Below are 17684 nucleotides of genomic sequence, written 5' to 3'. Positions count from 1 at the left end.
CTTTCGGGGTTTCCTTCTTGGGCTTCTTGGCTTCACGGTTTCCACGAGTTCGATCGCTAGTCATCTGGACTTCTCCGGTCAGATGGTGGGAGCCTGCGAGTCTTGCGCCTCGGGCTCGGTCGGCCCCGACAGACGCGCGAAGTCGGACAACACGGCGGCGACCATGCTCTGCAAGCGAGGATCATCGCAGGAGAACGTCGCGGCGAACCTTTCGAGCAGATACTTCGCCTTGTCGGCGGCCTCCGGCCATGTCGTCGCCTCGGCCGCGAACAGGTGGGCTTCCAGGTCGTGCTGGCGCGCGACGAGGCCGGCACGTTGCGCTTTCACCGCAGCTCGCCTGCGGCGCACCTTCGTCGCCTTCTGGGCGGCCATGCCGCGCCGTTCGTCAAGCTCGATCGGACGATCCGTCATCCAGCCAACCCTCTGTGCTGCGTTGCTGGCTCTTCGCCGCCGGGATGCGAACGCGGGTGCTCCGAGGGACCCTCTCGGACCGCCGCCGACGGAGCCGGCGGAAGGAGGGCATGGCCTCGACACCTTGATATGCGGGGCACTGGACCCACGCACGTCCCGTTCCTTGCGCGAACGAGGTTCAGGGACCAGGAGTGGCCATAGCTGCCGGCAACGACGCCAAAGAATTCCGGTCACGCGTGGAGCTCGTGCCGATACCGCTGAGCAATCGCTCAATCAGCATCGTCGCTTCATGGATCTGCATTGCCGCGCCTCTGATCGTCTCGAGGCTGGCTCGTCCAGGCTCGTCGGCACTCCACCAGCGACCATTGTCGATGGCTTGAAGCAGGCGGCCGATCCGTCTGTGATCCCGCTCGATTTGTTCGATAACCTCAGCACCGTAGGGCACGACTATCTCCTGGAATGAAACGATAGTGAGATCTGCTGCCAAAGGCGCACCGTGCGATCATAGGATATTTGGCCGACAGCATGAGAGCGATCATAACCGCGACGGTTTCCCTGCATGCGTGCCAGTTTCAGCCGGCCGACGATCCTGTCGAGACGCCGCTCCTCGCGTGCAATCCTCGACAAGATGTCGCGTGCGCGATCGCAAAACACGTCCTTGGATTCGACTGTGGTTGTTCCGTTCGCACTTGGCAGTACTCGCGGACCTGATCCTTCTGACGTGCGACGATGCAGTTCGGCCCAGGCATTCAGGTGGCACAGGAGCCTGATGTGATCGCGTTCCTCAAGCGCCTGTTCGATGCGCCAGCCGAGCAAACGGAGCCGCAGGTTGACGATGACGGCACGCAGGGTCGATCGACCGTAATCTGGAGAACGCTGTCGGCGAGAAGGAAAGTCGGTGGGCATGGCGCCCTCCGGTGCAGTCCTGGCCCATCGCCACGACACCAGTGCGTATATGGTGTGCAGTGAGCGGATAGCAACTCAAATCCGAAAATACTCAAAAAATCACCGTGCGGCCAATGAAGTTGTAGGCCATGAGAATTTTTTTCCCTACGGCTGCTGGTCATAGAAGCTGAGCAATATGGACGTCGACAATCGCGCTTCTCCAGCGAGCCCGGGACGCTATCGACGCGCAAAGCGCGTTCGAGCGGACTCCGCTCGCCGCCGTGCCGACGGGCATGAGATCGCACAAGGTCGGCGACGATACGAACGAACTCCGCTGCATTCGCAAGGAAAACGGCATACAGATCCAAGGGCGTCTCAAATCGCCAACCCATCATGGGCGATTAAATATTTCAACAAAATTACTATAGCTTTTTCCCATCGAATAAAATCGCGATGCAGCCAAAAATTCAGCAGGAATTGAAGCAGCAAATTTGGCCATCGCGTGTTAGGTAATGCTGCCATACATTAAAATCTCAGACTGTGTCAATCAACCATTCCGCGCTAAGAATGAGAGAGGCTGCGAATAATGCCTGCCCTGTCTCGTCGCGCATCAGCACCGCAACCTGCCGGCTTCCACCCAGGCTCATTTCCTCACGCGCGATATCTGGCAGAATCCGGATGGCGGCATCGCGGGCAGCATGAGCGTTAGGAAACTCGGTTCCCACGTCGTCGGGGATCAGTTGGCCGTCTTGGATGTCGAAAAAGAAACGCGGCATCGCATGCTCCGCTCGTGTAACCCGGGAGCGCGCATGTCTCACAGCCGCCAAGGGGCAAAACAGGTGTTGGCGATGATGTGCCCTTATCTCGAAAGACATCGAGGTGCATTAACACAAAGCAAATCAGGCGAATCGCAGCCGCTCCCCCGCCTCTCACAAGACCGATGCGTGAAAATTTCTGCCCGACCATGGTCGTTTCAGCTCACTAAGCGCGTTGCGTTAAGCGAACCCACCTGCCGTGAGTGACAGTGGGCGTGGCGTTCAGTGTGGGAGACGAAAAACGATGCCCATCACATACGACGAAGAATGGAAGCCCGGCTCCGACAAACATTCGAGCGTGAGGCAGGTTTATCGCGATGGGAAGCGGCTCGGCCGAGTACGATCCTGGAAGGCAGAAGATCCTGGCGAGTTGACTGGTGAGTGGTTCACTGTTGAACGATGGGAGAAGGGTCTTCATGTTCCTCAAGAAGGAATGTATGTTGATTTCCAGGAGGCTCTGGAGCGGGTTGCATTCTACAATTTAACACAATAAAAATAAGCGCCTGTGTCATCAATTCTGGCATTTTCCACCTAAGCGCTCTTTCATATTTCTTCTGCCAAAGCAATTTTCAAAATAATTTTGCGATTAATCTATTTTAGTTTCGCTGCCTCACATTTACAAACACAAGGCTTAAAGGGTCCAAAATTATAAATGGCAATAAGTGGTCTGGTTTGCTCTAGCAGCTTACGAGATTTTACTATGATTTGACGCGATGATTCGATTAGCCAGGCATCGTATTCTGAAGCTGTGAAACGCTTGTGAGATGACATCGCCATGACAGCGCTCCTCGCGATGCAGGCGGGAGCGCACGTCTCTCTCAGCCACCAGTGCCTACAGGTTAAAACGGCTGGCGATGGCGGCATCCTGCGCCTGCATTGGGGATTATTCAAGTGAGGTGGCACAGATTATTTGTAATCAGATCAGAAAATTGAGTACCGTTGGCATCTTGTTCAACAGTTCTATGACATGCAGCGAACGCATCTCGAACTTCGTCAATCAGACGCGTGTCTTCCACATCACCTTGCGCCCCTCCAGCACTAGTGGCGCGATTGAGGCAGGCGGCGAGGGTGCTGGATGAGAAGGCAGGTCGGTACTCCATCCTCCCCTGAGCCAGTACTGTCAAACTGCGCCGCTCCGGCCATCGCCCAGGCGCGCATGCAAACTTATCTAGGATGCCTGGCTCGAGAAAACTCGCTCAAGAGAGATCGGTGACCCTCAAGGATAATCCGCTTTGTCTACGATCGATCTCGTGACCTCATTACCGCGAACATTAATGATGAGGTGCAAGCGCTTCGTTGGAATTGCTTGGCGCTCTTACATCCCCGCGCCGCGTTGAAGAAGATTTTCTCTCTCGCACGTCTGTTTGTTATTTAATGAATGCTAACAGAAGATATTTTGTATTTTATTCTGAGTTTTTTCAATATCATAATTACATAATCAGCAAGCATTACATCCTCCGCATCAGATGTTTCTTCTGTGTCCATTACAAAACTAGCCATGCTGTTATCATCATCAATATCTTTGAATTCAATCCAAAGCAGATTGTGGCCGCAAGGAAAATTCTTGATCTGTTGTAGCACCATGATCGCGATCTGCGGCCACGTTTTCCATTCGCGTTGCATGCGCTCGTTCCGGAGGCGGCAGACACTGCTGCGCCACCGCAGGCCCACAGTCAAATTGAAAATTCCGTTTTCCTACAATTATACCCTTATGCCGCACCCTCGATCACCGATATTCGCCATCAAACAGAGGGCAATGGATTGAATTAATATCATTTATGATCAGATTTTTACTTATGAATGTCGATATATTATTTTCCGACGCTGCACTTGCAATGGTCGTAAATCTCGCTGTTGAACCCCCCTTCGGACACAATACGGGTGAGCTCGACACGTCTGTCATCAAGCTGGAGCAAATCCATCGAGCAGGTGTTGCGTGGTGCGATGGGCAATCGCAGCTCCCTCAGAACGGAGCCGGCCAAGATTCTGAATCTCTGGCGGTCGTTGTGTTGCCGGAACCGGATTAGCAGCCGAACATTGACCCAACAGTCACACCAGCCTGCCGCCTCATGGCCGCTCGGCTGGCGTCACCGGCGGGCCGGGTTTCCGTGACGGGGAAAACGCTTCCGGTCCGCCGCGCGGTCGGCGTTCTGCCTAAGTCGTGTTCAATTCTGGACAAGCTAGATTTTCCCGCAGGACGCAGGTCCGGTGCGTGATATGTGACCACCCGCACCTGCAGAGAGTTTCCCGCCTCGGCAATGATTGGTGGTAATACGCTGCAAACTCGACTTGTCTCGATCGCGAGGATCACCGGTTCCGGCAGCGGCCGCGTGATGAGGACTTGCTCGCCCGCGTTTCGTCGCATTGATGGTGCCGACGGTAGCCCGCCGCAACCACGACACGGCCAATATTCAGGATACCAACCTGGCGGCGCGCTGCCAGCGCTGTCACATGTTGCGCAATCGCGATAAGCATCAGAGCTGCCACTGGCTCACTCTGTTTCGGCGCAAAGCCATGGGTGACATGTACAGGGACGCTACCGACTTGCCTCAACTCGGCCGAGCCGACTCGATCACTCCGGTGGCGGCTCCTGGTCAAAACGTTAGGAACGGGACATTCATCAGTGCCAAGGTAGCTATGGCGGAGGAACGTGGCGAGGGAACATGTCAGACAGCCAACGAGAAGCGGTGCGCCAGAAGGCGCTCGCTGAGATCGCGCTGCTCGACACGGCCCCGGAACGCGAGTTCGACGCTCTGGCGAAGCTCGCTCAGCGCATGCTCGGCACCCGCATGTCCTCGATCACGCTCATCGACCCTGAACGGCAATGGTTCAAGGCGCGATGCGGTCCCTTGGCGTCCGAGACGCCTCGTGCCGGAGCATTTTGCCCGGTTGTCTTCGAGACCGAAGCACCTTTGACCGTGGCCGATGCTCGACTCGATCCACGCTTCGCGTCGAGTCCGTTTGTCATTGGCGCCCCTAACATCTGCTACTATGCCGGGGTGCCCGTCCGGGTCATGCAGACCGGCGGTGATGCGGTCGTCGTCGGCACCCTCTGCGTGCTGGACGATAAGCCTCGTGAACCCTGCGCCTCTGATGTGGAGGTTCTCTCGGAACTGGCCTGCATGGCCGAAGCGCTTCTTGAGGCGAGAATGGCCGCGTTACATGCGGCCGAAGCGGCCGAGGATAGACGCCTGACCGTCGAGCACCTCGAGCGCGAGCGGCGGCAGTTCAAACAGGCGGAGCGCATGGCCGTGATGGGCTCCTGGCGCTACGATCTCGGACTCCGCGCCGCGACCTGGTCAGACGGCATCTTCGCGATCCATGAGCTGCCCGTGAGCGGCGGTGTGCCGAATGACGAGATTATGAGCTTCTTTCCGGAGCCGGATAGAAGCGCGTTTCTTGCCGCGGTGATGCGCACGCTCAACACGGGTCTGCCCTTCGAGCTGGATGCTGACTTGATGACGGCAAAGGGCAACCGCCGACGAGTTCGCTGCCTCGCGGAGATCGAGGTGTCGAAGGGAAGGCCTGTCGCGCTGATGGGCCTGCTTCAGGATATCACCGAGCAGTATCATATGGAGCAAAAGCTACGACAGACCGCTCGCACCGACGATCTTACTCAGCTATCCAACCGGGCGGAGTTCAACCGGGTTTTGGACAGCCGCCTGCGGGAAGCCGACGCCAGGAATACGGAATTTGCGGTGCTGTTGATCGATCTCGATGGCTTCAAGGACGTGAACGACGCTTTGGGGCACGCCGCAGGCGACGAAGTGCTGCGCCGCGTGGCGGACCAGCTCCGTGCCGAGTACCTGAGTTCGTGTGTTCCGGCACGGCTTGGAGGCGACGAGTTCGCCGTTCTGGTCCCGCCGACGGTGGGTCGAGGAGCCATTGAGGCCCTGGTGCAAAGGCTGCTTCACAGCCTCCGCATCGTGGCGGATGGGCCTGGGCAAATTGCGAGCGTCACGGGGACGATCGGGGTCGCCTGGTCTGGTGGGGAAGCGCGGAGCCGAACAGAACTCCTTCGTAACGCAGATACGGCTCTCTACGAGGCCAAGCGCACGTGCAAGGGTACCGCCTGCACCTATTCGGGGGCATCAGATCGCCGCACCGCCGGCTGAACAAGGGCGTCAAACGGTATCCAAACGGGGTTCATCCGCACTTTCAGCGCTGATGACTCGCCGTCCGATTAACTGCCGTCGGTCTCGGTGGAGATCAGGAACTGTGCGACCTATCGTACGACCTTGATCAGAGGTCCGAAAGTCGGTGCATCACCGTCCGGCCGGGCAGAGGAGGGGCGGATGTCGTCTCTCCTGCCGGCGCGCATAGCATCACAGGTCCCGGTTCGTCTCCATTCCCTGAGCAGGTCAGAGGCGTCCTGGGCGGTGGCCCCGGACGCCGCCTTCGTCGGTTTCGTCGGGGCATCGGTTCGCCCCGGGCCGGGGCTAGCCCATGACCTGTGCGGCGATGCCGTTGAGGGCCTTGACGATATCGTCCGGCGGGTATGGCTTGGCGAAGAACAGGCCATTGTCGGGCAAATCCTCCTTGGTCACCTTGCGCCGCCCCGACGTGACCATGATGGCGACCGGGGGCCAGCGCTCCCGCACGGCGTGGGCCAGCTTCAAGCCGTCCATCGAGCCCTCCATCTCGATGTCGGTGAACAGGACGCGGATCTCGGAATGGCGTTCGAGGAGTCGGATGGCCTGGTCGGCGTTCCGTGCCTCATAGGTCGTGAAGCCCGCCTCGATGCAGAGGTCGACGGCCTCGGCCCGAAGCAGGGCGTCGTCCTCGACGACGAGGACGGCGACGTCGGCCGGATTGAAGGACTGTCCCATTATGCAACCCGAACCATCATGCCTCGACCGCGATGCTGCCGGGCACGCCCGTCAGCCTGAACCTGATGCCCGCCGGGTCGAAATCCAGGTGGCCCTCCCCCTCGAAATAGGCTGCCACGATCCGTTCGATCAACTTGGAGCCGAAGCCCCGGCTCCCGGGCGGGACGACGGGAGGCCCGCCGGTCTCGACCCAATCGAAGGCGAACGCGCCATCCTCGAACCGCCACGACATCGCGACGCGGCCAGCCTCGTTCGACAGGGCGCCGTACTTGACCGCGTTGGTCGCCAACTCGTGGACCGCGAGCGAGAGGCCGAGCGCCCGCTGCGAGGTGAGGATCAGGGGCGGGCCGGACCAGGAGATGCGGTCCCCGACGACTCGGTACGGGTCGATGGCGGCCGCGACGACGTCGTGGATGTCGGCTTCTGTGAAGTTTGATCGGGTGAGGATGTCCTGCGCCCGGCCGAGGGCGGACAAGCGCTGTCCTACCGCCGCGCGGGCCTCTTCCATCGACTTCGCTTGGCGCAGCGTCTGGGTGACGATGGCCTGCACCATGGCGAGCGAGTTCTTCATGCGATGGGCCAGTTCCTGAGCCAGCACTGCGCGCGCCTCCTCCGCCACCTTCAGGTCGGTGATGTCGCGCGAGATCGACAGGATGCGCTCGGGCTTCCCATCCGCTCCCACGATCGGGGAGACCTGCACGTCCCAATACCGGCGGTTGCCCTTCATCGTGTCGGCGTAGCCCTGGAATCCGGAAGCAACGCCCGCCCTGGCCGCGGCAACGGCTTCCTTGGCGGCGAGGTTGCCCTCGCCTTCCCAGAAGCTCGGCCAGGGACACCCGGCGACGGCGTTGAAGTCAGAGACATCCATGACGCGCTTGCCGCCCTCGCTCATGAAGGTGAGCCTGGCGTCGAGGTCGAGCACCTTGATACAGTCGCTGGAGGCGGCGAGCACCCCGCGCATGAAGGATTCGCTCTCGCGCAACTGCTCCAAGGCGCGATGCCTCGCGGTCGCGTCGGCGGCCATGCCGAACCATTCCGTGACGCGGCCCTCGCTGTCTCTCACGGGGACCGCGCGTGAGAAGATCCAGCCCGTGCTCCCGTCGGCGAGGCGCACCCGGTGCTCCATCTCGAAGGGCTCGGTCCGCGCGACCGCCGTCGCGATCCTGTCGCTGACGTCGGTCCGGTCCTCCGGGAGCAGGTATTCGTCCATCCAGCGCACGCTCGGCGCGTCGGCATCGGTGATGAAGCCGCGACCCTGCAAGGTGCGCATCTCCTGCCAATCCGGGCTCATCGAGTACAGGCTGTCCGAACTCGCCTCGACCAGCGCCGCCAACCGCTTCTCGCTCGCGCGCAACCGTTCAATGGCCGCGTCGCGCTCCCGCTGCGCGACGACCCGGGCCGTGCAGTCGGATGTCACGTTGAGCAGGCCGACGACTTCGCCTCGCTCGTCGCCAACGGGCGAATAGGCGAAGTCGTACCAGACCTGCTCCTCGAAGCCGTTGCGCATCATCGTGAGGGGCTGGTCGCGGAACGCGCAGCTTTCCCCTCGGAAGGTTCGGTCGATCAGGGGAACGAGGTCGTCCCACAGTTCCGGCCATACGTCCTCGGTCCGGAGGCCCAGGGCGCTGGGGTGGCGCGCTCCCAGGATCTCGGCATAGCCGTCGTTGTAGAGGAAGATGCGCTCAGGTCCCCACATGACGCACATCGGGTGCAGCGACGCGAGCATCAGGTCGACCGTGGTACGCAAAACCGCGGGCCAGGTCTCCCGCTTCCCCAAAGGCGTTGACGCCCAGTCGTAAAGACGGAAAAGGTCCGCCATCCGCAGTGAGCCGGTCCGTCCAGCATCCGTGCCAAGCTTGGCGTGTCGCATCATGCCTCGTCTCGCGAGATACCCCGTTCGGCGAGCGACCCGCCTGCACCATCTCTAGACGGTCACCGGCGCGCCAGGAAGGGAGGTGCGCCCACCTCTTCGTGAGGCGGGCTACCCGGACACGGCGACACGCCAACGCTTCCATGCCCCGGCGATCTCCGGAAGAAGGGCTTCGAGAAACCCTACCGACGCGACAAGGTCTCGGACGCGATGCGGCACAGGAAGGCCGCCCAAGGTCAAAACCCAACTCGCTTGACTGTGAGAGGGTCTACTCCCGACCGTTCGGGCTTTCGGGGTGACCGCTTCGCGGCCATCCCACCGCATTCCTCCTTCCGGGTCCGGGGTGTCCGGTTGGCAACCTTTGACGGTCTCGACCGAGCGTGACAGACCGTTGGCATGCCGAACACGCCGACCCGCAACGTCTCCCTGGCGACCGAGTTGACCGCCTCCATCAACGCTCAGGTCGCATCGGGTGACCACTCGAACGCGAACGAGGTGGCGCGAGCCGGACTGCGCCTTCTCATCGAGGGTGACCATGCGCCGACCACGGATGGGCGCCCGGCAGCCCACGAAGCGGCCCGTGCAGACGATCGTCCGGGTCGCTGATCGATGGCCGACCCTCGACCTGCCTCGACGCTCCTTCAAGGCTTCCTCACCGACGTCGTCGCGGTCGAGAGCATCGCGGCCGTGCCCACGATCCTCAACGTGGTGTGCCAAACCACCGGAATGGGGTTCGCTGCCATCGCGCGCGTCACCGATGACCGCTGGGTCGCCTGCGCCGTCAAGGATGACATCGCCTTCGGCCTCAAGCCTGGCGGTGAGTTGAGCCTCGAGACGACCATCTGCCACGAGATCCGGCAGAGCGGCACCGCGGTCGTGATCGACCACGTGGCCGAGGACCCGGCCTTCTGCGGCCACCACACGCCCGCCCGCTACGGATTTCAGAGCTACATCTCGATGCCCATCGTGCTGCCCGACGGCACGTTCTTCGGCACGCTCTGCGCCATCGACCCCAAGCCCGCCAAGCTGAACACGCCTGCCATCGTTGGCATGTTCAAGATGTTTGCCGACCTGATCGGCTTCCACCTCGATGCCAACCAGCGCCTCGCCTCGCGCACCGCCGAGCGCGACCTGTACGAGAACATCGTCCAGTCCGACACCGCGCCGATCTGCGTCTTCGACACGGAGTATCGGCTGATCGCCTTCAACAAGGCCCACAACGACGAGTTTTTCCGCGTCAACGGCTTCACCACGAAGGTCGGCGACATCTTCCCCGACCTGTTCATCCCCGAGCAAGCCGCCGTGATGCGCGCCAATATGGCCCGGGCGCTGGCCGGTGAAGCGTACAAGGTCGAGGCCGTCTTCGGCCGGGCCGAGTTCGGCCAGCCATGCTGGGAGATCACCTACACGCCCCTGCGCGATGCGGCGGGCAAGGTTTTCGGCGCCTTCCACCAAGCTCACGACATCAGCGCGCGGCTCAGGGCGGAAGCTGAGCTTCAGGATGCGCAGGACGTGTTGCGGCAGTCGCAGAAGCTGGAGGTTATCGGCCAGCTCACCGGCGGCGTGGCGCACGACTTCAACAATCTCCTCACGGTCATCAAGTCCTCCACCGACCTCCTGAAGCGCCCGGATCTCGCAGAGGCACGGCGCGGCCGCTACATCGAGGCGATCTCCGACACGGTGGATCGCGCCGCGAAGCTGACCGGCCAGCTCCTCGCCTTCGCACGGCGGCAGACACTCCAACCCAAGGTGTTCGCAGCCTGCGACAGCGTGCGGGTACTCTCCGAAATGCTAGGCACGCTCACCGGCTCGCGCATCAGGGTCGTGACCGAGCTGCCGGAGAACGACTGCTTCGTGAACGCTGACCCGAACCAGTTCGACACGGCGCTGGTGAACATGGCCGTGAATGCGCGCGACGCGATGGAGGGCGAGGGGCAACTCATCGTTCGCGTGCGGGCCGTCGAGCGGATGCCGCCCGTGCGCGCCCACCCTGCGGTGGATGGACCGTTCGTGGCGGTGTCGATCAGCGATACCGGCATCGGCATGACACAGGAGACGCTGGGACGGATCTTCGAGCCGTTCTTCACCACCAAGGCGGTCGGGCAGGGCACCGGCCTTGGGCTCAGCCAGGTGTTCGGCTTCGCCAAGCAGTCACAGGGCGAGGTCGTGGTGGAGAGCGTGGTCGGGCAAGGTACGACCTTCACACTCTATCTTCCCCGCGTGGGTGGCGCGATCCAGGCCCCGGAACGGGGCGAGCGGACGCCCGTGGTGGATGGCCATGGCACCTGCGTGCTTGTGGTCGAGGACAACGTCGAGGTAGGCACGTTCGCCACGCAGGCTCTGGCCGAACTTGGCTTTGCCACGGTCTGGGCGGCCGATGCCGGGGAAGCTCTGGCGGAGCTGGCCGACGACGCGGGTCGGTTCGACGTGGTGTTCACGGACGTGATGATGCCCGGCATGAACGGCGTTGATCTTGCCCGTGAGATCCGACGGCGTCATCCCGGTTTGCCCGTCATCCTGACCTCCGGCTACAGCCACGTTCTGGCCCAGACCGGCACCGGCGGGTTCGAACTTCTGCAGAAGCCCTACTCGGTCGAACAGCTCTCGCGCACCTTGCAGGCGGTCGCCAGGCCCGACCACCCCAATCGCATCGGCGACGAGTAGCGTCCGGCAACAAGCTGCAGCCCATTTCGACTGTCCACTCTGAGCAGTCCTTCGCCCACGGTGGCCCCTCGCACGGTCAAGCTGATCGAGTCGAGACCGGTGTCCGCGGCAGCCCACACGGTGTCAGGCCCCGCCCCTGAGCCCGACGCAGGCGTCCTGGACGGCACGGCGGAGGATGCGCGACAGATCGGCGACCGAGTAGGGCTTGCGCAGCAGGTCGAAGCCGTGCGTGCCCTCGGCGGCGAGCACGTCGCTGTAGCCGGAGGTCAGCACGACCGGGATGTCCGGCCGGCGCCGGCGTATCTCGCCCGCGAGCTCGACGCCGTTCATGCCTGGCATCACCACGTCCGAAAACACCACCTCGAACTGTGAGGAGTCGCGCTCGATCTCGGCGAGCGCCTGATGCGCATCCTTGGCCCAGACGGTGACGTAGCCGAGCTCGCGCAAGGCCTGCTCGGCGAAGGCGCCGACATCGAGGTTGTCCTCGACGACGAGGACCCGGGTCCCGTGCCCTTCGGCCAGCGCCTCCGGCTCCTCCACCGGCGCGGCGGCGCGTGACGGGCCGACCCGCGGGAGATAGAGGGTGAAGGTCGTGCCCTCGCCGAGCGCGCTCTCGACGGTGATTTCGCCGCCGGATTGCTTGGCGAACCCGAACACCTGGCTCAGCCCCAGTCCCGTGCCCTGGCCCACGGTCTTGGTGGTGAAGAACGGCTCGAAGATGCGCTCCAGGTTCTCGCGGGCGATGCCCGCACCGGTGTCCGAGATCGTGACCGCGACGAAGTCGCCGCGCCGCGGCGGATGCGCCCGGACAGCGGGGATGCGGGAGGCACGGCGGAGCCCGATGCGCAGGCGGCCCTCGCCGTCCATCGCGTCCCTGGCATTCACCACGAGGTTTACCAACGCCGTGTCGAACTGGCTCGGGTCCGCGTTGACGTGAAGGTCGTCCTGTTCCCCGTCAGGCATGCCGAGCTCGACCCGGATGCGTGATCCGGTGAGCGTGCCGACCATGTCGGCGAGCGCCGCCACGGCGCGGTCGGCCGCGAAGGTCTCCGGCCGCAGGGCCTGTCTGCGGGCGAAGGCGAGGAGCTGACCGGTGAGCTTGGCGGCCCGATCGACCGTGTCGGAGATCGCGCCGACGTAGCGGAGCCGGCGCTCCTCGGCGAGGCCGGGCCGCTTCAGCAGGTCGGTCGAGGACTTGATGACCGTGAGCAGGTTGTTGAAGTCATGGGCCACGCCCCCGGTCAGTTGCCCCACGGCCTCGAGCTTCTGCGATTGGCGCAGCTGCTCCTCGAGCGCCCGCCGTTCCGTGACGTTGCGACCGGCGGCGTAGAAGTGGTCCCCCCGGGGAATGGCGTTCCAGGAGATCCAGCGATGACCGCCGTCTCTGGCGCGGACGCGCACGTCGACGTCGTGCAGCGCCAGCCCGCCCGTGACCCGCTCGAAGGCCGCAGCCGCCTCCGCCCGGTCGTCGGGATGGACGAAGGCGTCGAAGCGGGCGCCGACGACGTCGGTCTCCTCCCACCCCAGCATCTCGGTCCAGGCGGCGTTCGCCTTGCGGAAGAAGCCGTCGCGTCCGCAGACCACGAAGAGGTCGCGGCTGGCTCGCCAGACCATGTCGCGCTCGTTGGCCTGCTCCTGGGCGGTGGCCTCCAAGTGGCTTTCAAAGCGGCGCCGGTCGGTGATGTCGTTGAACAGGATGGCGACCCGGTGCTGCTCGGGGTCGCCCACCCTCAGGGCGTGCACGTCGTACCAGCGTCCCATCGCAATGGACCCGCTCTCGAACCTCACCGGTTGGCCGGTCTGCGCGACCGCGCCGTAGGTGTCGAACCAGGAGCGTTCGAGCCGGGGCACGAGCTCGCTCGCCCAGCGTCCAGCCGCATCGTGCAGGCCCGTCTGCGCCGCGAAGGCGGGGTTTACCTCGACGAAGCGGTAATCGACCGCGCGGTCGTCCGCGTCGAAGCGCATCTCGATGACGCAGAAGCCGCTGTCGACGGCGTCGAACAACGCCCGGTACCGGGCTTCGCTCTCGGCGAGTACGCCCTCCGTGGTCCGGAAACGGGTGACGTCGAGCTGGCTGGCGAAGAAGTAGCGGAGTTGTCCCTCCGCGTCGAAGACGGGGCTCACGTAGAGCTCGTTGCGGAAGGGTGTGCCGTCGCGGTGGTAGTTCAAGATCTCGACCACGACGTCGCGCCGGGCCACGATGGCGTCACGGACCTTTGCCACGTCGGCGGGGTCCGTGTCCGGGCCCTGGAGGAAACGGCAGTTTCGCCCGATCACCTCGGCAGCGTCGTAGCCGCACAGGTTCTGGAAGGCCCGGTTGGCGAAGACGATGGGATTGTCTGGCTGGTTGGGGTCGGTGATGATCTGCGGCATGCGAGTCTTCTCCGCCGCCGTGAATAGCAGGTCGGTTGATGCCGCCGAGGTTCGCTGCCCACGGTCCGGCCGGCGCAGGCCGTCACCCAGTTGGGCTTCAAGCCTGGCGACGCGGTTTTCGAGTTCGCGCTCGCGCCGCAGCAGCCTCTCGATCTCTAGGTCCATGGCCCCTCCCTTGGCGTGAGTACCTTCCGCACCGGCGCGGGACAACGGTCCGGGTCGGATAACGCGGCAACGGCGTCCAGGTGGCGTGGCGTAGAGTGCGACGTTCGACGGCGTCGTACGTTGGCGTTCGCCCTAACCCGGGGGCGCCTGAGTGAAGGACGGCGTGCAATCGGATACGCCATGGCCGGGAGGGCGACCCGCCGCCGAACCGGCCCGCCAGGCGAGGCCCTAGCACCCCAGCCTCCTGGCCCGATCAATCGGCGCTAGGCCCCGGACGTCGACGTCACGGCCCTGTGCCCTTGACCGGGCGCAAGGCCACCACGTTCGCGGCCTCGGGCATCTCCGCTCCCGCGGGTCCGAGCACCTCGGCGACCTTTCTGGCGAGTTGCTCGCGCTTGAACGGCTTGGAGATGAGATGCACCCCGTCGTCGACCCGGCCATGATGAATGATGGAGTTCTCGGTGTAGCCGGACATGAACACGATCCGGACCTCGGGCCGCAGGGCCTGTACCCTCTCGGCGAGTTCGCGACCCCGCACCTTGCCAGGCAGGATCACGTCGGTGAGCAGCAAGTCGATGGTCGCGACGTTGGCGGCAAAGACCCTCAGCCCTTCCTCGCCGTCGCCGGCTTCCAGGACGCGGTAGCCGAGATCGGCCAGGATCGCGCAGGCGATTTCGCGAACCGCCGCCTCGTCCTCCACGACCAGGATCGTTCCCGATCCGCGTGGCAGATCGACCGGACTGCCGGACCGCTGGCCCGTCGCCGCCGCGGCCCCGACCGCACGCGGCAGGTAGAGCTTCACCGTCGTGCCCTCGCCGGGCTCGGAATAGATTTTCACGTGTCCGCCGGACTGCTTGACGAACCCGAACACCATGGCGAGGCCGAGCCCCGTGCCCTTGCCGTCGGGCTTGGTCGTGAAGAACGGCTCGAACACCCGCTTGACGATTTCGGGGGTCATGCCGTGGCCGGTGTCGGAGACCGCCACCATGGCGTAGTCGCCGGGCACGGTTTCGGCGTGCCGGCGGACATAATCGTCGTCGAGGACCTTGTTGCCAAGCTCGATGGTGAGGCGGCCGCCGCCCGGCATCGCGTCGCGGGCGTTGAGCGCGAGGTTCAGCACCGCGCTCTCCAACTGCGCCGCGTCGGCCATCGCGGGCCATAGCCCGACGGTTTCGACGTAACGGACATCGATGGTCTCGCCGAGGGTCCGCCGCAGCAGGGGGATCAGGTCCGGCATCGTCGCGGCGAGGTCGATGGCCGACGGCGCGAGCGGCTGCTTGCGGGCGAAGGCAAGGAGCTGGCTGGTGAGCGTCGCCCCGCGCTGGGCAGCCCAGGATGCCCGCTCGATCCGCGTCTGGAGCCGGGCGTCGCCGTCGAGCTTTGCCCGGATGAATTCCAGGTTTCCGAGGATGACCTGAAGCAAGTTGTTGAAATCGTGCGCGATGCCGCCGGTGAGCTGGCCGATGGCCTGCATCTTCTGAGCCTCGCGCAGCACGCCCTCGGCCTGGGCGCGCTTGGTCATGTCCGAGATGGTCAGCACGAAGCCGCCGTCGGGCATCGGCGTCCGGCGGATCTCCAGGTGGTGCCCCTCCGCGTTCTCTCGCTCGTAAGTGACGGCCTCGCGGGGATTTCGGCTTCCGTGCCGGACCTGGTCCTCGGTCTCCAGAGCGGGACGCCCGGGTTCACCGGTGTGCTCGACGAAGGCGCCGTAGGTCGTGCCCCGTCGGACCATCGCCTTCGGCAGGTCGAGTAGCACTTGGAAGCACTCGTTCCAGTTCGCGAGCTTGCGGTCGGGCCCGAACACCGCGACGCCCTGGCTGAGGCTGTCGAGGGTGGTGCGCAGGCGCAGGGCCACAGCCCGCTGTTCGGTCTCGGTCCTGTAGGAACGCGACCACGCCTGGTTCAGGAGGCGGGCCGCCCAGAGCAGGGTGAAGACCGCCAGCACCGAACCGGCGATAACCATCCAGCGCACCCATGTCGCACGGGCGTCGTTCTGCACAAGGCGCTCGTCGAGGAGCCGCTGCTCGTCTGCGAGCATGGCTGCAAGAATGGTTTCGGCCTCGCGCATGTGATTGCGGCCGGCGTCGCCGTTGATGATGCGCAGCGCCGCCTCCAGACCGCCGTCGCGGCGCGCCTGAAGCGTCTGGGCGAGTTCCTCCAGCTTGTGCTGGATGGCCGGGGCCAGCGCCCGGATGCGCTCCTGCTGCGCGGGGTTGTCGGCGGTCAGCTTCTGGAGCTCGCCCTGGAGGAGGCCGAGGCGGTCGCGCGCGACGTCGTAGGGGCCGAGGTACTCGGCCCTGCCGGTGAGGACGTAGCCGCGCTGGCCGCGCTCGGCGTCGCGCAAGGCGATGGCGAGGTCCTTGGTGGTGTCGAGCACCTGATAGCTGTGCCGCGACCAGGTGCGAGCGTCGCGCGAGGCGTTCAGCCGCTCCCAGGTCGCCGCACCGACCAGGGCGAGGATGGCGATCAGCACGCCGAGGACGAGGACGTTAGCGCGCCTGACGAGGTACTGGGTCATGGTATCCTGGTTGCGGCCGCAGCTTACTATTTGGTTCACGTCAGCGAGCGCGGTGCCATATTGGTCGCGAGTGAGACCTTGAGGCAATGCCCACTCGTGCGTCCAAGGTCAGCCCATGCGCCGCGATGCGGGCCTTTTACGGGCGCCGCGAACCGGGATCGTGGGACGCATCCCTCCGCGGACGCACTGAGTTTCCTGCTCTCAGCCGGCCCAGCGGGCATACCGGCCCTCGTTCCACGGTTCGAAATAGCGCCCGAACGAGACCCGGACGTCCATCTACGCCTTGAGCATCCCCGGTGTGGTGGGTTCGTCGTTGCAGCGCGGCGCCGCGGATATCAGGGCCCGTGGCCCAGCAGACTCTCTGACGGCGTCAGGGGGAACCCCGCTCAACGAGAAGCTCGGCTATTTCCTTTATGATGCGGTCCGAGAACTCCTCGGCGCAGAAGCGGTCGAGCTGGATCTCGACCTTGGCGAGCTAAGCCTGGACGCGGACGTCCTCGGCCTAATCGGCTTTGGACCGGGCGTCCAGCGCGTCGTTCCCGGCATAAGGATCTTGTAGCCTCCCGTACCGACCACTCCGTGCAGAGGCAGCTTGCGGTCGGATAGCGGATATTCAAGTAATTGTAGCTGAAGGTCCGCTAATGGCGCATAGCCGACACGGGAGAGGCGAGATTATTTCCTGCAACGATCTGTATCACTTCCGTTCGACGGAAAATACAGCTGCCTTAACGCTGGTTCAGTGCTCAACAGCGATAGATATTTTAGAAATACTCGCAATCCGTTGTTGCTCCCCGCGAGCCAGTGCATCCTTCAGCTGCTGCGCTGATCGACGTGGACGATAGCCACAGTACCTTACGGGTCTTTGGTGCTACCATGAACGGCCAACGCACGGAGATGTCGAGAGCCCGCAGCGAGCAGCATTCCACGGATCAGTTGGACCCATGCCCCGCGCAGGGAAGGAGCCGCGTTGAAGCGTTTGGAGCGTCATACAGCGAGTTCGATGGTCCGCAAGCTGCTGGCCTGCTGCTACGTCGACCCAGCGGTCCGGGGGCACACGGGACTAGTGTCCTGCATCTGAAGTTCGTGGCAAAGGCGTTGGCTCTGGCGCAGCTTCGAGTGTTCTGAGGCAGAAGCGTTTGACGCTGGCCAGGATG

Annotated in this window: 13 protein-coding genes; 4 read left to right on the top strand and 9 right to left on the bottom strand. The window is 63.7% G+C overall.

Annotated elements, in window-relative coordinates:
- Window positions 1-78: 78 nt before the first annotated feature.
- From BM430_RS15590 to BM430_RS34025, 5 genes are all read right to left on the bottom strand, one after another.
- Complete coding sequence (locus BM430_RS15590; RefSeq protein ID WP_093568180.1) at window positions 79-411, bottom strand: hypothetical protein; 333 nt, start codon at window positions 409-411, stop codon at window positions 79-81.
- A 178-nt stretch (window positions 412-589) separates the two neighbouring features.
- On the bottom strand, window positions 590-856 hold the full coding sequence (locus BM430_RS34035) for a hypothetical protein (protein ID WP_143132046.1): 267 nt from the start codon (window positions 854-856) through the stop codon (window positions 590-592).
- A 2-nt stretch (window positions 857-858) separates the two neighbouring features.
- Window positions 859-1317, bottom strand: coding sequence for a hypothetical protein (locus tag BM430_RS34030; RefSeq protein WP_143132045.1), 459 nt, complete (start codon window positions 1315-1317; stop codon window positions 859-861).
- 512 nt (window positions 1318-1829) lie between these two features.
- Complete coding sequence (locus BM430_RS15585; protein WP_093568179.1) at window positions 1830-2072, bottom strand: DUF6894 family protein; 243 nt, start codon at window positions 2070-2072, stop codon at window positions 1830-1832.
- Window positions 2073-3482: 1410 nt separating this feature from the next.
- Complete coding sequence (locus tag BM430_RS34025; protein ID WP_143132044.1) at window positions 3483-3734, bottom strand: hypothetical protein; 252 nt, start codon at window positions 3732-3734, stop codon at window positions 3483-3485.
- A 1040-nt stretch (window positions 3735-4774) separates the two neighbouring features.
- Between BM430_RS34025 and BM430_RS15575 the strand changes: the two genes are divergently transcribed.
- On the top strand, window positions 4775-6226 hold the full coding sequence (locus BM430_RS15575; RefSeq protein ID WP_093568177.1) for a sensor domain-containing diguanylate cyclase: 1452 nt from the start codon (window positions 4775-4777) through the stop codon (window positions 6224-6226).
- A 324-nt stretch (window positions 6227-6550) separates the two neighbouring features.
- Here the strand turns inward: BM430_RS15575 and BM430_RS15570 are convergent, their stop codons facing one another.
- The gene (locus tag BM430_RS15570) at window positions 6551-6940 is read right to left on the bottom strand and encodes a response regulator (RefSeq protein ID WP_048435255.1); all 390 of its coding nucleotides are present in this window, start codon (window positions 6938-6940) and stop codon (window positions 6551-6553) included.
- Window positions 6941-6956: 16 nt separating this feature from the next.
- Window positions 6957-8813, bottom strand: coding sequence for a PAS domain-containing sensor histidine kinase (locus BM430_RS15565; RefSeq protein WP_093568176.1), 1857 nt, complete (start codon window positions 8811-8813; stop codon window positions 6957-6959).
- A gap of 393 nt (window positions 8814-9206) precedes the next feature.
- On the opposite strand from BM430_RS15565, the gene BM430_RS15560 reads away from it, so the two are divergent.
- Entirely contained in the window at window positions 9207-9416 is a 210-nt protein-coding gene (locus BM430_RS15560; RefSeq protein WP_093568175.1) for a ribbon-helix-helix domain-containing protein, read from the top strand.
- A 3-nt stretch (window positions 9417-9419) separates the two neighbouring features.
- Complete coding sequence (locus BM430_RS15555) at window positions 9420-11474, top strand: response regulator (protein WP_093568174.1); 2055 nt, start codon at window positions 9420-9422, stop codon at window positions 11472-11474.
- 123 nt (window positions 11475-11597) lie between these two features.
- Here the strand turns inward: BM430_RS15555 and BM430_RS15550 are convergent, their stop codons facing one another.
- Together BM430_RS15550 and BM430_RS15545 are read right to left on the bottom strand one after the other, a co-directional pair.
- Window positions 11598-14012 carry a hybrid sensor histidine kinase/response regulator gene (locus BM430_RS15550; RefSeq protein ID WP_093568173.1) on the bottom strand — a complete coding sequence of 805 codons (2415 nt, stop codon included), beginning with the start codon at window positions 14010-14012 and terminating at the stop codon, window positions 11598-11600.
- A gap of 283 nt (window positions 14013-14295) precedes the next feature.
- The gene (locus BM430_RS15545; RefSeq protein WP_093568172.1) at window positions 14296-16530 is read right to left on the bottom strand and encodes a CHASE3 domain-containing protein; all 2235 of its coding nucleotides are present in this window, start codon (window positions 16528-16530) and stop codon (window positions 14296-14298) included.
- 283 nt (window positions 16531-16813) lie between these two features.
- Here BM430_RS15545 and BM430_RS34740 point away from each other — a divergent pair, with 283 nt between their 5' ends.
- Complete coding sequence (locus tag BM430_RS34740; RefSeq protein ID WP_177303061.1) at window positions 16814-17089, top strand: hypothetical protein; 276 nt, start codon at window positions 16814-16816, stop codon at window positions 17087-17089.
- The last annotated feature ends 595 nt before the right edge of the window (window positions 17090-17684 follow it).

The organism is Methylobacterium sp. 174MFSha1.1 (genome assembly GCF_900116815.1).
In the GTDB taxonomy this organism is placed as follows: domain Bacteria; phylum Pseudomonadota; class Alphaproteobacteria; order Rhizobiales; family Beijerinckiaceae; genus Methylobacterium.
The sequence above is the reverse complement of the archived record's forward strand: the minus strand, read 5'-3'. Positions and strand labels throughout refer to the sequence as shown.

Coding starts and splice junctions, on each gene's coding strand:
- BM430_RS15570 (WP_048435255.1), bottom strand. CDS start 6,940: ATGGGACAGTCCTTCAATCCGGCCGACGTCGCCGTCCTCGTCGTCGAG.
- BM430_RS34030 (WP_143132045.1), bottom strand. CDS start 1,317: ATGCCCACCGACTTTCCTTCTCGCCGACAGCGTTCTCCAGATTACGGT.
- BM430_RS15560 (WP_093568175.1), top strand. CDS start 9,207: ATGCCGAACACGCCGACCCGCAACGTCTCCCTGGCGACCGAGTTGACC.
- BM430_RS15545 (WP_093568172.1), bottom strand. CDS start 16,530: ATGACCCAGTACCTCGTCAGGCGCGCTAACGTCCTCGTCCTCGGCGTG.
- BM430_RS15575 (WP_093568177.1), top strand. CDS start 4,775: ATGTCAGACAGCCAACGAGAAGCGGTGCGCCAGAAGGCGCTCGCTGAG.
- BM430_RS15585 (WP_093568179.1), bottom strand. CDS start 2,072: ATGCCGCGTTTCTTTTTCGACATCCAAGACGGCCAACTGATCCCCGAC.
- BM430_RS15550 (WP_093568173.1), bottom strand. CDS start 14,012: ATGGACCTAGAGATCGAGAGGCTGCTGCGGCGCGAGCGCGAACTCGAA.
- BM430_RS15555 (WP_093568174.1), top strand. CDS start 9,420: ATGGCCGACCCTCGACCTGCCTCGACGCTCCTTCAAGGCTTCCTCACC.
- BM430_RS15590 (WP_093568180.1), bottom strand. CDS start 411: ATGACGGATCGTCCGATCGAGCTTGACGAACGGCGCGGCATGGCCGCC.
- BM430_RS15565 (WP_093568176.1), bottom strand. CDS start 8,813: ATGATGCGACACGCCAAGCTTGGCACGGATGCTGGACGGACCGGCTCA.
- BM430_RS34025 (WP_143132044.1), bottom strand. CDS start 3,734: ATGCAACGCGAATGGAAAACGTGGCCGCAGATCGCGATCATGGTGCTA.